We start from the raw sequence: 13922 nt of genomic DNA, 5'->3' as shown, positions 1-13922 counted from the left end.
TTTGCATCGCCCCGTGACGCGCGGAACGTTTCGCAGCCTCGTGACCAACCGGCTGCATATTGCCGGAATGATCGGACTGCTGTTGGCATTATATGCCTTGGGGGTTGTCCCTGGCATTGACCGTGCACTCGCCGATCTCAGATACCTGCTGTTCCCGCGCGAGGCATCCGGCAAGGTCGTCATTGTCCAGATCGATTCAAAAAGCCTGCAGCAACTCGGCGAATGGCCGTGGTCACGATCGCTCCATGCAGAAGCCATCAATAAACTTTCAAAAGCCGGTGTTTCGCGCATCGGCCTCGATATCGATTTCAGTTCACCCTCTCGGGGCAATGCGGATAACGATCTGATCGAAGCCGTCAGCAACGCGCAGGCACGGATCGTGCTACCCGTTTTCAAGCAATGGTCCTCGACCCGCGGTGGCGAGGTGACGACAACCACGCCGATGCACGATCTTGCAGAAAAGGCGCTTCTGGGTTCGGTGAATGTGACGCCGGCGTCCGATGGCCTGGTCCGAAAATACGACCGCCTACACAAATGGCATGAAAGCTTCGTTCCCGCTTTCGCCACCGAATTGCTCGGACGTACGACGGAAGGTACGGAATCGTTTTATGTGGATTACAGCATTCGCCCGGAATCAATTCCCCGGGTATCGTTTGTCGATCTGCTCAGCGGTCAATTCAATGCCGACCTGCTGAAAGGCAAGTATGTGATCATCGGCGCCACGGCGCTGGAGCTCGGCGATGAAATCGCGGTTCCCGTTTACGGCGCACTGAGCGGCCCCGAACTGCAGGCGATGTCGGCGGAGTCCATCCTTTTGGGCCGGACGATCATGCAGGCGGATACCCTGGTCGTACTTGGCGCCGCGCTGCTGATCGGCATTCTCCTCAGCGGCATGTTCGTGCGTTTGCCGCATGTGCGCGGCTCCATTGCCTTCATCGTCACGTCAACACTGCTGGTCACGCTGGCAATGATTCTTCAGACATACGTCCCCGTCGACATCCCTGCCGGTTCGGCGCTGGTGACCACCGCATACTGTTTCGTCTACGGTCTGACCAAGCAACTGGACATGCAGGCACTTCTCGTATTCAAGCGGTCCGCTGAAATTCGCGAACGCCGTGCACTCAACCAGGCCATTGCCGACAACAGCTTTACCGGCATTGTCGTTGCCGACCATGCCGGGATCATCCGTTTCGTCAACAAGGCGGCGGCGGAAATGCTGAACGTGTCGCGGGATGAAATCATCGATCGCGATGTGGCCAAGGTCATCCTGCCGGACGATGATGACGTGTCGTTCGACGAACCGACGCCGCACCATTCGAAAATTTATACGTCGCTGAAAGTTTCCGGCGATGTCTCACTTCCGGTCGAAATTGCGATTTCCAACGTTTCGATAACCCCCGAATCCGCCCCCTTTGAAAGGCGGACGACGAACCGGGATTTCACGATCTATGCGATTTCCGATATTTCCGTTTACAAGCAGACGGAAGATGTTCTGAACCGGGCCGCTGAACAGGCGATCGAGGCGAACCGGGCAAAAAGCGAATTTATCGCCAATATGTCGCATGAATTGCGCACCCCCCTGAACGCAATTTTGGGATTTTCCGAAACCATTAAATCGGAAATCTTCGGCCCGGTCGGCTCGATGAAATACAAAGCCTACGCCGATGATATCTTTACCAGCGGCTCGCATCTTCTATCCATCATCAATGACTTGCTGGAAGTTTCCCGGCTTGCCGCCGGCAAGACCGAAATCCATGCATCGGCCGTCGACTTCAACGAAATTGTCGATGAATGCATGCGCATCGCGGGCGGTTATCCCGGCGCCAGCCTGCTCGACATCACGACGAATGTCGACGAACGGATTGAAACGCTTTGGACCGACGCCCGGATCGTCAAGCAGATCGTCCTCAACCTGCTTTCAAATGCCATCAAGTTCACACCGGAAAACGGCAAGGTCAGCCTGTCCGTCAATTTGACGCGCGAGGGCGGCATGGAAGTCGTCGTCGAGGACAACGGCATCGGCATTCCCACCGATCAGATCGAGCGTGTAATGGAGCCTTTCCACCAGCTCGAAAGTTCGATGCGGCGCAGCTATCACGGCAGCGGGCTCGGCTTGCATCTGGTAAAATCGCAAGTCGTGCTGCTCGGCGGAACCCTGCATATCGAGAGCAAGATCAGGGTCGGCACACGCATTTCAATTGTATTTCCGCCGGAAAACACCGTCACGGCCGGGAAGATCGTGCAGATCGACAGGGCCTAGTTTTCAGGCACAGCTAAAAGCTGCCCCCCTCCTCAAGACGTCCTAAAAATCCCCACCGTCGGGATCGAGCGGCTCTTCCGGTTCGTCGCGGGGCTCGCTGAGCGCATCGGCGGGCAAAGCGTCTTCCCCGTCCCCGTCGGTCTCTTCCTCGGCACTCTCGGCTTCGTTGAACAGATCGGCGGTGGCGCGATAGGCGTTGATCGCCGGCGAGGCATCGAGAAGCCCGGCCGCCTTCATTTCGTCGACGCCCGGCAGGTCGCGCAGCGTTTCCAGCCCGAAGTGATCCAGGAAGCCGTCGGTGGTGCCCCACTGCAATGGCCGGCCCGGTGTCTGGCGGCGGCCGCGCGGCTTGATCCATTCTTCTTCCATCAGAACGTCGATGGTGCCCTTGGAGATACTGACGCCGCGAATTTCCTCGATCTCGGCACGCGTCACCGGCTGGTGATAGGCGATGATGGCGAGCGTTTCGATGGCGGCACGGCTGAGCTTGCGCGCGACCTCGACTTCCTTGTTCAGATAATCGGTCAGGTCCGGCGCGGTGCGGAACGCCCATGACGCCCCGGCACGCATCAGATGCACGCCGCGGCCTTCGTACAGGTTGCGCAGCGCCTTCAAGAGCCCCTTGACGTCGGCATCTTCGGGCAGCCGATTGGCCAGCATGCGCTCGGTCAGCGGCTCGGCGGAAGCAAACAATAGGGCCTCGGTAATCCGAAGATATCGGTCCCAGGTTTCGGGATCGACGGGATTTTCCGCACCGTCCTCGGCCAGCGGCGTCGCATCATCGGCAGCTTCATCGGCGTCCGCGGCATCGGCATCCGCTTCAGGCACCGTTTCCGGGTCGGCTTCGTCCTCGTTGGCGGCAGGCACGGCTTCGGCGGTTTCGCCAAGTGCCTCTTCCTGCTCCGCTGCTTCGTTCAGGGCGTCATCGTTTGCATGTTGTTCGGCCATTGGGCGTTCCATCTATTCTTCCGGCTCCGACGTGGATTGGCTCTCGTTGGGTTTGTTTTCCGTCACCGTAGGCGCGGCTTCCTCAATCGGCGCATCGCGCCTGCCCTGCAGAAAGATCGGCCCGAACGTCGCCGTCTGGCGAATCGCAACCTTGCCTTCCTTGGCCATTTCAAGGCTGGCGGCGAACGTCGATGCCACCGCCGAGCGGGTCAGCAGGTGCCCCTTGAGACCGTCGGGCAGAAACGTCCACAGGTCCTGCCAGTCGGGTGTCATGCCGACAAGGCGGCGCAGCCGGCCCAGCGCATCCTCGACGGTGTAGATCTCGAACGCCTCGATATGCATCGGTGCGTGCGCGTTCTTGCGCGTATGCTGTTCGGCGTAGGCTTTCAACAGGTCGTACAGCGTCGCGTCGAGAATTTCGACCTCGCGCGGCTTGAAGCGTTCCGGGTCGCCGCGGCCGAGGAAGTCCTGGCCGAGCCGGGGGCGCTGCATCAGCCCCTGCCCGGCGTTCTGCATCGCCTGCAGACGGCGCAGCTGGTATTGCAGGGCGGCGGCCATTTCCTCGCCGGTCGGTTCTTCCTCGCTGGAAAGATCGGGCAGCAACAGGCGCGATTTCAGGAACGCCAGCCACGCTGCCATCACCAGATAATCGGCGGCGAGTTCCAGATTGTGACGGCGCGCCTCGGCGACGAAGCCGAGGTACTGATCGGCAAGTTCGAGGATCGAGATATGCACCAGATCGACCTTCTGGTCGCGCGCCAGCTGCAACAGAACGTCGATCGGCCCTTCGAACCCTTCCAGGTCGACGACGAACGAACTGACGACGGCGGGCGCGTCGTTGAGGATCTCGTCGGGGTTCGGATCGAATTCGATAATATCAGCCATTTACATCAACCACGGACGCACGCGGCGCCGTTATCAGACCAGTCCTCATTTAAGACCGACAAGCGTCAGGATGAAATCCTGTATGTGGGCCGTCGGCGTGATCACTAGCCACTGGAAAAGGTTCAGATCAAGCCCAATCATGCCACCGATCCACGGCAGTAAAAAGATCGCACCCAGGACGATGAAGATGCCGACCCGCTCAAGCCGCGCCAGGCGCTGTGCCAGCGGCCACGGCAGGATGCCGACGGCAACCCGCCCACCATCCAGCGGCGGGATCGGCAGCATATTAAAGACAGCCAGTAAGATATTGATCCAAATAGCATTTGCGAGATTTTGCGCGAGCCAGTCCTGGGCATCGCCGTCGAGCAGAAAAGCAAAATGAAACGACGCTGCGGCGAGGATCGCCAAAAGCAGGTTCATGCCCGGCCCGGCGGCGGCCACCAGAATCATGTCGCGGCGCGGATTTTTCAGCTTTCTGAAGTCCACCGGCACCGGTTTTGCGAATCCGAACATCATCCGCCCACCGCTCAGAAGCAGCATCATCACCGGTATGATGACGGTGCCCATCGGGTCGATATGCCGGAACGGATTGAACGTGACGCGGCCCAGCATCTTCGCCGTCGGGTCGCCGAGCTTCATCGCCACCCAGCCGTGCGCCGCCTCGTGCAGGGTCACGGCCAGCAGGACCGGCAGCGTCCACACCGATATCGTGTAGGCAATGGTATCGAATTCGTAGCCCATGTGCTCGCTTTCGTGATGTTGCCTGGACGGCGTTTATGACCAGGGTGCGGTCATATCATCGAATTGTGCCTGCAATCGGGCAGCGTCGATTTCCTCGACGACCGGCATCATCGCATGCGCCGATTGCAGCCGCTGCATGGACATGCCGCTCAACTCAGGCAGACCGTCGGCGACCTTGATCATGTCGTCGAGTTCGCCATTGCAATGCAGGACCGCATCGCAGCCGGCATCGAGGGCACGAACGGCATTCTCCGCCTCGCTACCGCTCAGCGCCTTCATGTTGATATCGTCCGAGATCAGGAAACCGGAAAAGCCGATTTCACCGCGAATGACTTCCTGAATCACGGTTTCCGACAGCGTCGCTGGGTTTTCGTCATCGAACGCTTCATAGACGATGTGCGCCGTCATCCCCCAGGGCGCGTAGTACAGATGCCGGAACGGCAGAAAATCGGTGTTTCTCAGGGTCTCCGCATCGCTGTCCACACGCGGCAGTTCGAGATGGCTGTCCTGTCTGGCGCGGCCATGCCCCGGCAGGTGCTTGGCGACCGGCATCACGCCGCCGGCCATCAAGCCGGCAATCACCGCCTCGCCCAATTCGGCGATCAGCGCCGGATCGCTGCCGAAAGCGCGGTCGCCGATCACGTCGTGCGCATCGTCGCTCAGTACATCGAGCACCGGCAGACAATCGACATCGATGCCAAGTCCGCTCAGCTCCGCCGCCATCAGGTGCGCATTCAGGCTAGCCGCTTCACGGGCCAACGAGCGGTCTTCTGCGGCAATGCGCGCAAACAGGTTCTGCGCCGGCCGGGCCCGCCAGTTGGGCGGCCCTAGGCGCTGTACCCGCCCGCCTTCCTGATCGATCAGAACCGGCGCATCGTCACGGCCGACGGCGGCGCGCAGCTCAGCGACCAGTTTCCGGACCTGATCGGGATTGTCGATATTGCGTGTGAACAGGATGAATCCCAGCGGGTCGGCGGTTTCGAAGAAATAACGTTCCTCGATCCCAAGCTCGGTCCCGGCACAGCCGAAGATCGCTGCCATCGGCAGCGGTGTGTCGCTTGAAGACATCAGGCCCCCGGTTTCACGACCAGACAGCCGAGCTTCCTTTGCTTGAGACGCTCACACAGCGTCTTGGCGGCGGCCGCGTCCGCGAGCGGACCGGCGCGCAGGCGATAGAACACACCCCTGGTCGCCCCCAGATCGATGCGCATGACCTGCAGACGCAATTCCCCCAGCAGATCGACATGGCGGCGGCGCAGGCGGTCCCATTCCGATTTGACCGCATCTTCGCTGCGCGATGCCGCGAGCTGGATCCGGTAGGACTGCGTGATGTCCGAGGCCGGGGATTCCGGCACCGGCGTGGCGGTGGCGGTCTGCGCCGGTGCTGACGGTGCTTTCGGTGCCGGTTTGGGCGCTGCGGAAACCGCAGGCGCGCGCGGGACCGGCGGCGCGGCCGGTGGTGGCGCCGTTTGTGCCGGCTGGGCAGCGGATGCCGTCTGGCCGGCCGGTGGCGGCGGCGGCGGTGCCGTCGGCTGCAGTTTGGCGACATCGGCGGCGCTGGGAACGGCCGAGAGCGGTGGCTGCGTGGATTCCGTCGGCGTCAGGCGCACCGGGGCGCTCGAATTCATATCGGCGGTGCCGCGCGGCGCGGTGCCGGTCACGACTTCAGAGGTTTCCGGCACACCGCGTTTCAGGACTTCATCGACGGCGACGGGCTTTTCCGGTGACGGCAACAGCCGTTCGACGCGCGGCTGCGTGGACGTGCCGTCGACGACGCCATACACCAGCCGTCCCTGGTTCGGCACCTGCATGCCGCCGGGATTTTCAGGCCGCACCTTGATCGGCGACGGATCGGCGGCCAGCACCGGCACATCGCCGTCATCGGGGCTCATCATCATCACGATGCGTTCCCCGAAGCCGATCCACACGCCCCCCGCGATCAGCGTCAGGCCGACCAGCGCGCCCAGCACCTTGAGCGTCGCACCGGAACCGGTGCGCGCCGTATCGCCATCTCCCTCGACCTCGGGTTCCGGCGACGACACCTTCATGTCGGAATTCGCTGATAGCGCCATTCTGTTTCTTCTCCCATCCGCTGAAACGTGCGGTATTCACGCCAATCTTGAATTGGCACGATATTGCCGAATCGCAAGTATTATATACGCCAGAACCCATGTGGGTAACAGGCACGCCGGAACCGGCGCAAGGACGCGTTTCGACCGATCACAAGGCGGACAGGCCGCCCACGGCCTTTACAGACAGGACCGCCCTCAGGAGGTCCTGGATTGCAGATCGAACAGCCGGCGGTGTTCATCCAGCGCCAGCCGGTCGGTCATGTCGGCGATATAGTCGCAAACCAGCTCCGCCGTCTCGCGCGAGCCCGGTTTTCCTGCATTTTTACGCCATTCGGTCGGCAGGCAGCCCGGCTCGTCCAGCAACAGCTGAAACAGGTCGACGACGACCCGGCGTGCCTTGGACGTCATGCGGTTCAGCTTGTAGTGGCGGTACATGTTCTCGAACAGGAACGTCTTCAGCGCCCGGTCGTTGGCGCGCATTTCCTCGGAAAACTGCGCCACCGGATGATCCAGATGGCGGATATCGGCGGCCGTCCCCGGTCTGGCGGCATCGATTCGCTGCTGCGTTTCGCTCAGCAGGTCGCCGACCATCTCGCCGATCAGGCGGCGGATCGCTTCGTGGATGGTGCGCGAGATATCCAGTTCCGGGTATTTACGCTGCACCTCATGGAACATCGGCCCGACCAAGGGCACGTCCTTCAGATCGTCGATACTGAACAGGCCGGCCCTGAGGCCGTCGTCGATATCGTGGTTGTTATAGGCGATATCGTCGGCGATCGCCGCGACCTGCGCCTCGGCGCTGGCGAAGGTGGCGAGTTCCAGATCCTGCGCCGCCGAATAATCGAGAATGCCGCGCGGCAGATCTTCGAGTTTCTTGCGCCCCCTGAGCAGCGGCCCGTTGTGCTTGACCACGCCTTCCAGCGTTTCCCACGTCAGGTTGAGGCCGTCGAAATCGGCGTAGCGCGCTTCCAGCTTGGTGACGACCCTGAGCGACTGCGCATTGTGATCGAAGCCGCCGAACGGCTTCATCATTTCCTTCAGCGCGTCCTCGCCAGCGTGACCGAACGGCGGATGGCCGAGATCGTGCGCCAGCGCCAAAGTCTCGCCCAGATCCTCGTTGAGGCCCAGACAACGGCAGACGGACCGCGCGATCTGCGACACTTCCAGCGAGTGCGTGAGACGGGTGCGGAACGAATCGCCCTCGTGATTGACGAACACCTGCGTCTTGTATTCAAGACGGCGGAACGCGGCGGAATGGATGATCCGGTCGCGGTCGCGCTGGAACGCGCCCCGGGTCTTGCTTTCCGGCTCCGGAAACAGCCGTCCGCGGCTGTCCGCCGAGCGGCAGGCATACGCTTTCAGGGGCGGGCGCTCGGTCGAAACCGGCTCAATCGGCTTTGCTTCATCCATGCCGCAAGGGTAGCTCAGGGCACACTTCACAGCAACGCAAGAAGCCTAGATCCGCTTGTTAAGCTCCTCTCCCGTCGTCCTGAACTTGGTTCAGGACCCATGAGGGTCCGGCACCGCCTTCCCTCGTGCGCATGGACCCTGAAACTAGTTCAGGGTGACGATATTGGCATGATGAACAGTTGCTGCGATTGACACTCAAATCGAGTAGACTACATATAAGGCACGTAAGAAGGAGTTTCCGATGCCCGACGGCACGCACAATACCGAAGACCTGATCATCAGCGACAGCGCGGCGGCACGCATCGCCAAGCTGCGGCAAATACAGGGCAACGATGACCTGATGCTGCGCATTACCGTCAACGGCGGCGGTTGCTCGGGGTTTCAGTACGCCTTCGATCTGTCCGACAAGACCACCGACGAGGACATCACCTTCACCCACAACGGCGCGGCCGTGGTGACGGACGAGGTATCGCTCGGCTTCCTCGCCGGTTGCACCGTCAACTTCAAGGACGATCTCGGCGCCGCCTTTTTCGAAGTCGACAATCCGAACGCGACGTCGAGCTGCGGCTGCGGCACGTCGTTTTCGATCTGACCGCATCGCCCCTCCCCGCCCATGACCGTTATCGCCACATGGAACGTCAACTCGATCAAGGCGCGGCTGCCGCGCGCCGTCGAATGGCTGCGTGAATTCCAGCCCGACGTCGTCCTTTTGCAGGAACTGAAGACCGTCGACGATGCCTTCCCGCGCCTGGAGATCCAGGAATGCGGCTATCACGTCGAAACCGTCGGCCAGAAAACCTATAACGGCGTCGCGATCCTCTCGAAGCAGCCGATCGAGGTCGTGCACCGGGCACTCCCCGGCGATGCGTCCGACGAGCAGGCGCGCTACCTCGAAGCCGATACCTGCGGCTTTCGCGTTGCCTCCATCTATCTGCCGAACGGCAACCCGACGCGCGACGAGGCCGGCGCCGATCATGAAAAATTCACCTACAAGCTGGGCTGGATGGACCGCCTGATCGCACGGGGACGCGCGCTTCTGGACGAACAGATCCCGGTCGTGCTCGGCGGCGATTACAACATCTGCCCGACCGATGTCGATGTTTACGACCCCGAAAGGTTTGCCGACGATGCGTTGTGCCGCCCGGAAAGCCGTGCGCGGTTCCGCACCCTGGTCAATCTGGGTTATACCGAGGCTTACCGGACGCTGAATCCGGACCTGCACGCCTATTCATACTGGGATTACCAGCGCGGCGCGTGGCAGAAGGACAACGGCCTCAGGATCGACCACCTGTTGCTGTCGCCGGAAGCCGCCGACCTGCTGGAAGACGTCGGCATCGACAAGACGCCGCGCGCCAAGGAAAAAGCCTCCGACCACACCCCCGTGTGGGGCAAATTCACCGACATCGCCACCGCAAAAGCGGCCTGACTCCCCTCTCCCGGCGCTGCGCGCCACCCTCTCCCCAAGGAGAGGGCAGGAATGCAAATCCCCCTCTCCCCTGGGAGAGGGAGGGACCCGCGAAAGCGGGTGCCGGAATGAAAACGTCCTGCCCTTTACGTCGTCCTGAACTTGGTTCAGGACCCATGAATCATGGACCCCAAATCAAGTTTGGGGTGACGTCTACTTTGACTGGGAAAAGCGGGGCTTACTTGTTCAGCTTGTCGCCGACCTGGCGAATGCCCTCGACAAGGGCCTGGCCGTTGGTGCCGCCGTCGCCCTTCATCCGGTTCTGGATGACCAGCTTCATGGCGTCGATGTGGACCTTGACGGCCTGCACTTCGGCGTCGCCGAATTCTTCCTGGCGTTCGATGAGCCGGCAAAGTTCGTTGGCGATCAGGGTCATCAGGTCGTAACCGAAGCTGCCGCCCTGACCCTTGATGTCATGCGCAACCTGAAACACCATGTCGGCTTCTTCCTTGCGCGGTGCAGCGGCCGCGGCCAGCTTCTTGTAAGCGGCCTCGATCCGGACCAGATCTTCCTGAACCCATTCAAGATAGCTGTCGGCCATGCCTGCGATGACGTTCTCGGCGCGCTCAAGCGTCGCCAAGTCAACCGCGCCCGGCCCACCCTCACGGACCTTGCTCTTCAAGGTGTTGGGCGGATTAATGATTTCCATTTCATCGTCGGCCATCAGCTATTTCGTTCCCTTGCCGGTGCACGAATAAGCCGGAAGCTTAGCAACCCCGGCCATGCGATACAATATCGGCAATTACCTAAAGAAGTCCAAGGTTTCTAAGCTCGTCGGCCATGTCTTCGGGCAGCTCGTCGGCACCGGCGCCGACATCGTCCAGATCGCGCGGCGCATCGCCGGGATCGAGATAGCGCCAGCCCTGAAAGGCACGGAACGGACGGGGCACGGTCTGGATGTGGTCGGCGTCGTAAACGATGGCGCAGGCGGCGTTGCCGTCCTTGTTCACCGTCTCGCGCAGATCGATGATGCGCTGGCGCACGCGGATCACGCCCTTGATGACCCAATACAGCGAGCCGCCGTCCAGCACCTCGGCGGCGCGGCGCGGGAACGACCGCGTGACGTGCATCAGCTCCGCCGCCTCACCGGACTTGCGCTTCAGCTCAAGACGGCGCTGCTGCACCTCTTTCAGGTGCGCCAGATTCTCGATGCCGACGCACAGCTTGATCAGGTTGACGCTCATTTATTCGCGCTCATTCGGCGGCGGCGTCCGCGCCGATGCGGGCCAGCGCCACCTTGGACGCCGGCGCCCGCCCGATGGCGTCGGAAATGAAGCGGCTCGCCGCCAGCAGTTTTTCAAGATCGATGCCGGTTTCGATGCCCAGCCCGTCGAGCATGTAGACCACATCCTCGGTGGCGACGTTACCGCTGGCCCCCTTGGCATACGGGCATCCGCCCAACCCGGCCACGGCGGTATCGATGACGGCGACGCCCAACTGCATCACGGCGAGCAGATTGGCCAGCGCCTGGCCATAGGTATCGTGGAAGTGCGCGCCGAGCCGCGCGACCGGAATTTCTTTGGCCACGGCCTCGATCATCGCCTGCGCCTTTGCCGGTGTACCGGTGCCGATGGTGTCGCCGAGCGAAACCTCGTAGCAGCCCATTTCGTCGAGCGCGCGGGCCACATCCGCGACCGCGGCGGGCGCGACGTCGCCTTCATACGGGCAGCCGAGGACGCAGGAAATATAACCCCGCACCTTGATGCCGTCGGTCAGCGCCGCTTCCGCGACCGGGCGGAAGCGCTCAAGGCTCTCGGCGATCGAACAGTTGATGTTCTTTTGCGAGAACGTCTCGGTGGCGGCGCCGAAAATGGCGATCTCGTCTGCGCCCGCGTCCTTGGCCGCCGCGTAGCCCTTCATGTTCGGCACCAGAACCGGATACGAAACACCGGGTTTGCGTTTGATCCGCGTCATCAGCTCTGCCGTGTCGGCCATCTGCGGCACCCATTTCGGCGATACGAAGGCGCCCGCCTCGACCACTGAAAGACCGGCGTCGGCGAGGCGTTCGACCAGCTCGATCTTGGTTTCCAGCGGCACCGTGTCGGGGTGGTTCTGCAGCCCGTCGCGGGGGCCGACATCGACGATCTTGACGTGTGAGGGCAGTTTCATGATTGGACCGGATTCTCTCAGGACGCCTCGAAGATGACAAGGGCGACGCCGTCGTCGACCTGATCGCCGGCCCGGCAGCGTAGCTCGGTGACGGTGCCGTCGGCGGGTGCGGCGATGGTGTGCTCCATCTTCATGGCTTCCAGGACCAAGAGCGGCTGCCCGCGCTTCACGGCGGCCCCGGCCTTGACGTGCACGTGCGTCACCTTGCCCGGCATCGGCGCCGTCAGATCGCCACCGCTGTCTGTTTCCTCAGCCGCCGCCTCGGCCGGATCGAACAGCGTAAAGACGCAACGCCCGGCTTCGTGGAACACGCACAGCCGGTCCCCGGTGTGCGCCACGTCGGCGGTCCTGCGCACGCCGTCGATGACGGCGCGGCCGTCGTCCAACAGTTCGCAGGCAACGCTTTCCTCGCCGATGATCATCTCGTAGCCGCCTTCTCGACGCGCCTTGGCCGTGACCAGATACGGCTCATCGTCATCGGCGGCATCGCGCAGAAAAACGTCCTGATGGCCGCGGTCGATCAGCCGCCAGCCGTCGGTGCGGAACCACGGCGAATACGGATCGCCCGAACCGGCGGCGCGCTTGCAGGCAGCTACGCCGCGTTCGCGGATCACATGCAGCGCGGCCAGCGCCAAAGACGTCGTATCGGCTATGCGCAGCCTGCGCCAGCCGAGCTGCGGCGGCTTCATGCGGTCGAGCCAGCCGGTATCGATCTTCGCCGTCCGGAACTTGTCGTGCATCGAGATGCCGAGCAGGAAATCGAGATTGGTTTCCAGTCCGGCGATCTGCGTCCCGGCGAGTGCCACCTGTAATTTCGCCAGCGCGTCGGCGCGGTCCGCCCCGTGCACGATGATCTTGGCGATCATCGGATCGTAGTGCACGGAAACGCTGTCGCCCTGCTCGATGCCGGTGTCGATGCGCACGCCCGGCGCGGCGGAGAATTTCAGATGTTTCAGCGTCCCGGTCTGCGGCAGATAATTTTTGTCCGGATCTTCGGCATAGAGACGCGCCTCGAAGGCATGCCCGTCGATGGCCAGATCGTCCTGTCCCATCGGCAGCGTGCCGCCCGCCGCGACCTGCAACTGCCACGCCACCAGATCGCACCCGGTGATGGCTTCGGTGACCGGGTGCTCGACCTGCAGACGGGTGTTCATCTCGATGAAATAGAAGTCCTTGCCGGCGAGCAGAAACTCGACCGTCCCGGCGCCGACATAATCGACGGCGCGGGCCGCGTTCACCGCCGCCTCGCCCATGGCGTCCCTGAGCGATTTCGTCATGCCCGGCGCGGGGGCTTCCTCGATCACTTTCTGGTGGCGGCGTTGCAGGGAACAGTCGCGCTCGAACAGGTGCACATAGTTGCCGTGCGTGTCGCCGAAAACCTGCACCTCGACGTGACGCGCCTTGGCGAGATATTTCTCGATCATCAGGCGCGCATCGCCGAACGACGACTTGGCCTCGCGTTTCGCGCCTTCGATGGCGTCTACAAGCCGGGCCTCGCTTTTGACGACCCGCATGCCCTTACCGCCGCCACCCGCCGAGGCCTTGACCAGGACCGGAAAGCCGATGTCGAGGGCGGCTTTGACAAGTGTCTTCGTATCCTGCCTGGCGCCGTGATAGCCCGGCACCAGCGGCACGCCCGCTTTCTGCATCAGTTGCTTCGACGCCGATTTGGAGCCCATGGCGCGGATCGCGGGCGCCGGCGGGCCGACAAAGATCAGCCCGGCCTTCTCGACGGCCTCTGCGAACTCGGCATTTTCCGACATGAAGCCATAGCCCGGATGCACCGCATCGCTGCCGCTTTCGATCGCCGCCGCCAGCACCGCATCGCTTTTCAGATAACTTTCCGACGCCGGACCGGGGCCGATGCGCACAGCGATATCGGCGAGGCGCACATGGCGTGCGTTCGTATCGGCATCGGAATAGACGGCAACGGTCGAGATGCCGAGCGCACGCGCCGTTGAAATGACGCGGCACGCGATCTCGCCCCGGTTGGCGATCAGCAGACGCTTGATGTGCGGACGTGCGTTCACGG

Annotated in this window: 13 protein-coding genes; 3 read left to right on the top strand and 10 right to left on the bottom strand. The window is 62.3% G+C overall.

Annotated features, from left to right (window positions below):
* Positions 1-13: 13 nt before the first annotated feature.
* Positions 14-2260: a CHASE2 domain-containing protein gene (locus L2D14_10245; GenBank protein WNJ98253.1), complete on the top strand. Its 2247-nt coding sequence runs from the start codon at positions 14-16 to the stop codon at positions 2258-2260.
* 42 nt (positions 2261-2302) lie between these two features.
* Here the strand turns inward: L2D14_10245 and scpB are convergent, their stop codons facing one another.
* From scpB to L2D14_10215, 6 genes are all read right to left on the bottom strand, one after another.
* On the bottom strand, positions 2303-3028 hold the full coding sequence (gene scpB / locus L2D14_10240) for an SMC-Scp complex subunit ScpB (protein WNK01675.1): 726 nt from the start codon (positions 3026-3028) through the stop codon (positions 2303-2305).
* Positions 3029-3220: 192 nt separating this feature from the next.
* Entirely contained in the window at positions 3221-4093 is an 873-nt protein-coding gene (locus L2D14_10235) for a ScpA family protein (protein ID WNJ98252.1), read from the bottom strand.
* Between the two features lie 45 nt (positions 4094-4138).
* Positions 4139-4834: a site-2 protease family protein gene (locus tag L2D14_10230; GenBank protein WNJ98251.1), complete on the bottom strand. Its 696-nt coding sequence runs from the start codon at positions 4832-4834 to the stop codon at positions 4139-4141.
* 33 nt (positions 4835-4867) lie between these two features.
* Entirely contained in the window at positions 4868-5902 is a 1035-nt protein-coding gene (nagZ, locus tag L2D14_10225) for a beta-N-acetylhexosaminidase (protein WNJ98250.1), read from the bottom strand.
* A complete protein-coding gene (locus L2D14_10220; protein WNJ98249.1) occupies positions 5902-6906 on the bottom strand; it encodes an SPOR domain-containing protein in 1005 nt (334 codons plus the stop codon). Before L2D14_10220 ends, nagZ begins: the two co-directional genes overlap by 1 nt.
* A gap of 195 nt (positions 6907-7101) precedes the next feature.
* On the bottom strand, positions 7102-8316 hold the full coding sequence (locus L2D14_10215; protein WNJ98248.1) for a deoxyguanosinetriphosphate triphosphohydrolase: 1215 nt from the start codon (positions 8314-8316) through the stop codon (positions 7102-7104).
* A gap of 241 nt (positions 8317-8557) precedes the next feature.
* Here L2D14_10215 and erpA point away from each other — a divergent pair, with 241 nt between their 5' ends.
* Together erpA and xth are read left to right on the top strand one after the other, a co-directional pair.
* Positions 8558-8908, top strand: coding sequence for an iron-sulfur cluster insertion protein ErpA (erpA, locus tag L2D14_10210; GenBank protein WNJ98247.1), 351 nt, complete (start codon positions 8558-8560; stop codon positions 8906-8908).
* A gap of 21 nt (positions 8909-8929) precedes the next feature.
* On the top strand, positions 8930-9742 hold the full coding sequence (xth, locus tag L2D14_10205; GenBank protein WNJ98246.1) for an exodeoxyribonuclease III: 813 nt from the start codon (positions 8930-8932) through the stop codon (positions 9740-9742).
* Positions 9743-9959: 217 nt separating this feature from the next.
* Here the strand turns inward: xth and L2D14_10200 are convergent, their stop codons facing one another.
* The 4 genes from L2D14_10200 to L2D14_10185 form a co-directional block, all read right to left on the bottom strand.
* Positions 9960-10445: an Hpt domain-containing protein gene (locus L2D14_10200; protein WNJ98245.1), complete on the bottom strand. Its 486-nt coding sequence runs from the start codon at positions 10443-10445 to the stop codon at positions 9960-9962.
* A gap of 82 nt (positions 10446-10527) precedes the next feature.
* Complete coding sequence (locus tag L2D14_10195; GenBank protein ID WNJ98244.1) at positions 10528-10965, bottom strand: DUF1489 domain-containing protein; 438 nt, start codon at positions 10963-10965, stop codon at positions 10528-10530.
* A 10-nt stretch (positions 10966-10975) separates the two neighbouring features.
* Entirely contained in the window at positions 10976-11890 is a 915-nt protein-coding gene (locus L2D14_10190; protein WNJ98243.1) for a hydroxymethylglutaryl-CoA lyase, read from the bottom strand.
* A 17-nt stretch (positions 11891-11907) separates the two neighbouring features.
* Positions 11908-13920 carry an acetyl/propionyl/methylcrotonyl-CoA carboxylase subunit alpha gene (locus L2D14_10185; protein ID WNJ98242.1) on the bottom strand — a complete coding sequence of 671 codons (2013 nt, stop codon included), beginning with the start codon at positions 13918-13920 and terminating at the stop codon, positions 11908-11910.
* Between the last annotated feature and the right edge of the window lie 2 nt (positions 13921-13922).

This window comes from Thalassospiraceae bacterium LMO-JJ14 (assembly GCA_021555105.2).
In the GTDB taxonomy this organism is placed as follows: domain Bacteria; phylum Pseudomonadota; class Alphaproteobacteria; order Rhodospirillales; family Casp-alpha2; genus UBA4479.
The sequence above is the reverse complement of the archived record's forward strand: the minus strand, read 5'-3'. Positions and strand labels throughout refer to the sequence as shown.

Coding starts and splice junctions, on each gene's coding strand:
- L2D14_10230 (WNJ98251.1), bottom strand. CDS start 4,834: ATGGGCTACGAATTCGATACCATTGCCTACACGATATCGGTGTGGACG.
- erpA (WNJ98247.1), top strand. CDS start 8,558: ATGCCCGACGGCACGCACAATACCGAAGACCTGATCATCAGCGACAGC.
- L2D14_10235 (WNJ98252.1), bottom strand. CDS start 4,093: ATGGCTGATATTATCGAATTCGATCCGAACCCCGACGAGATCCTCAAC.
- L2D14_10195 (WNJ98244.1), bottom strand. CDS start 10,965: ATGAGCGTCAACCTGATCAAGCTGTGCGTCGGCATCGAGAATCTGGCG.
- xth (WNJ98246.1), top strand. CDS start 8,930: ATGACCGTTATCGCCACATGGAACGTCAACTCGATCAAGGCGCGGCTG.
- L2D14_10215 (WNJ98248.1), bottom strand. CDS start 8,316: ATGGATGAAGCAAAGCCGATTGAGCCGGTTTCGACCGAGCGCCCGCCC.
- L2D14_10200 (WNJ98245.1), bottom strand. CDS start 10,445: ATGGCCGACGATGAAATGGAAATCATTAATCCGCCCAACACCTTGAAG.
- L2D14_10190 (WNJ98243.1), bottom strand. CDS start 11,890: ATGAAACTGCCCTCACACGTCAAGATCGTCGATGTCGGCCCCCGCGAC.
- nagZ (WNJ98250.1), bottom strand. CDS start 5,902: ATGTCTTCAAGCGACACACCGCTGCCGATGGCAGCGATCTTCGGCTGT.
- L2D14_10220 (WNJ98249.1), bottom strand. CDS start 6,906: ATGGCGCTATCAGCGAATTCCGACATGAAGGTGTCGTCGCCGGAACCC.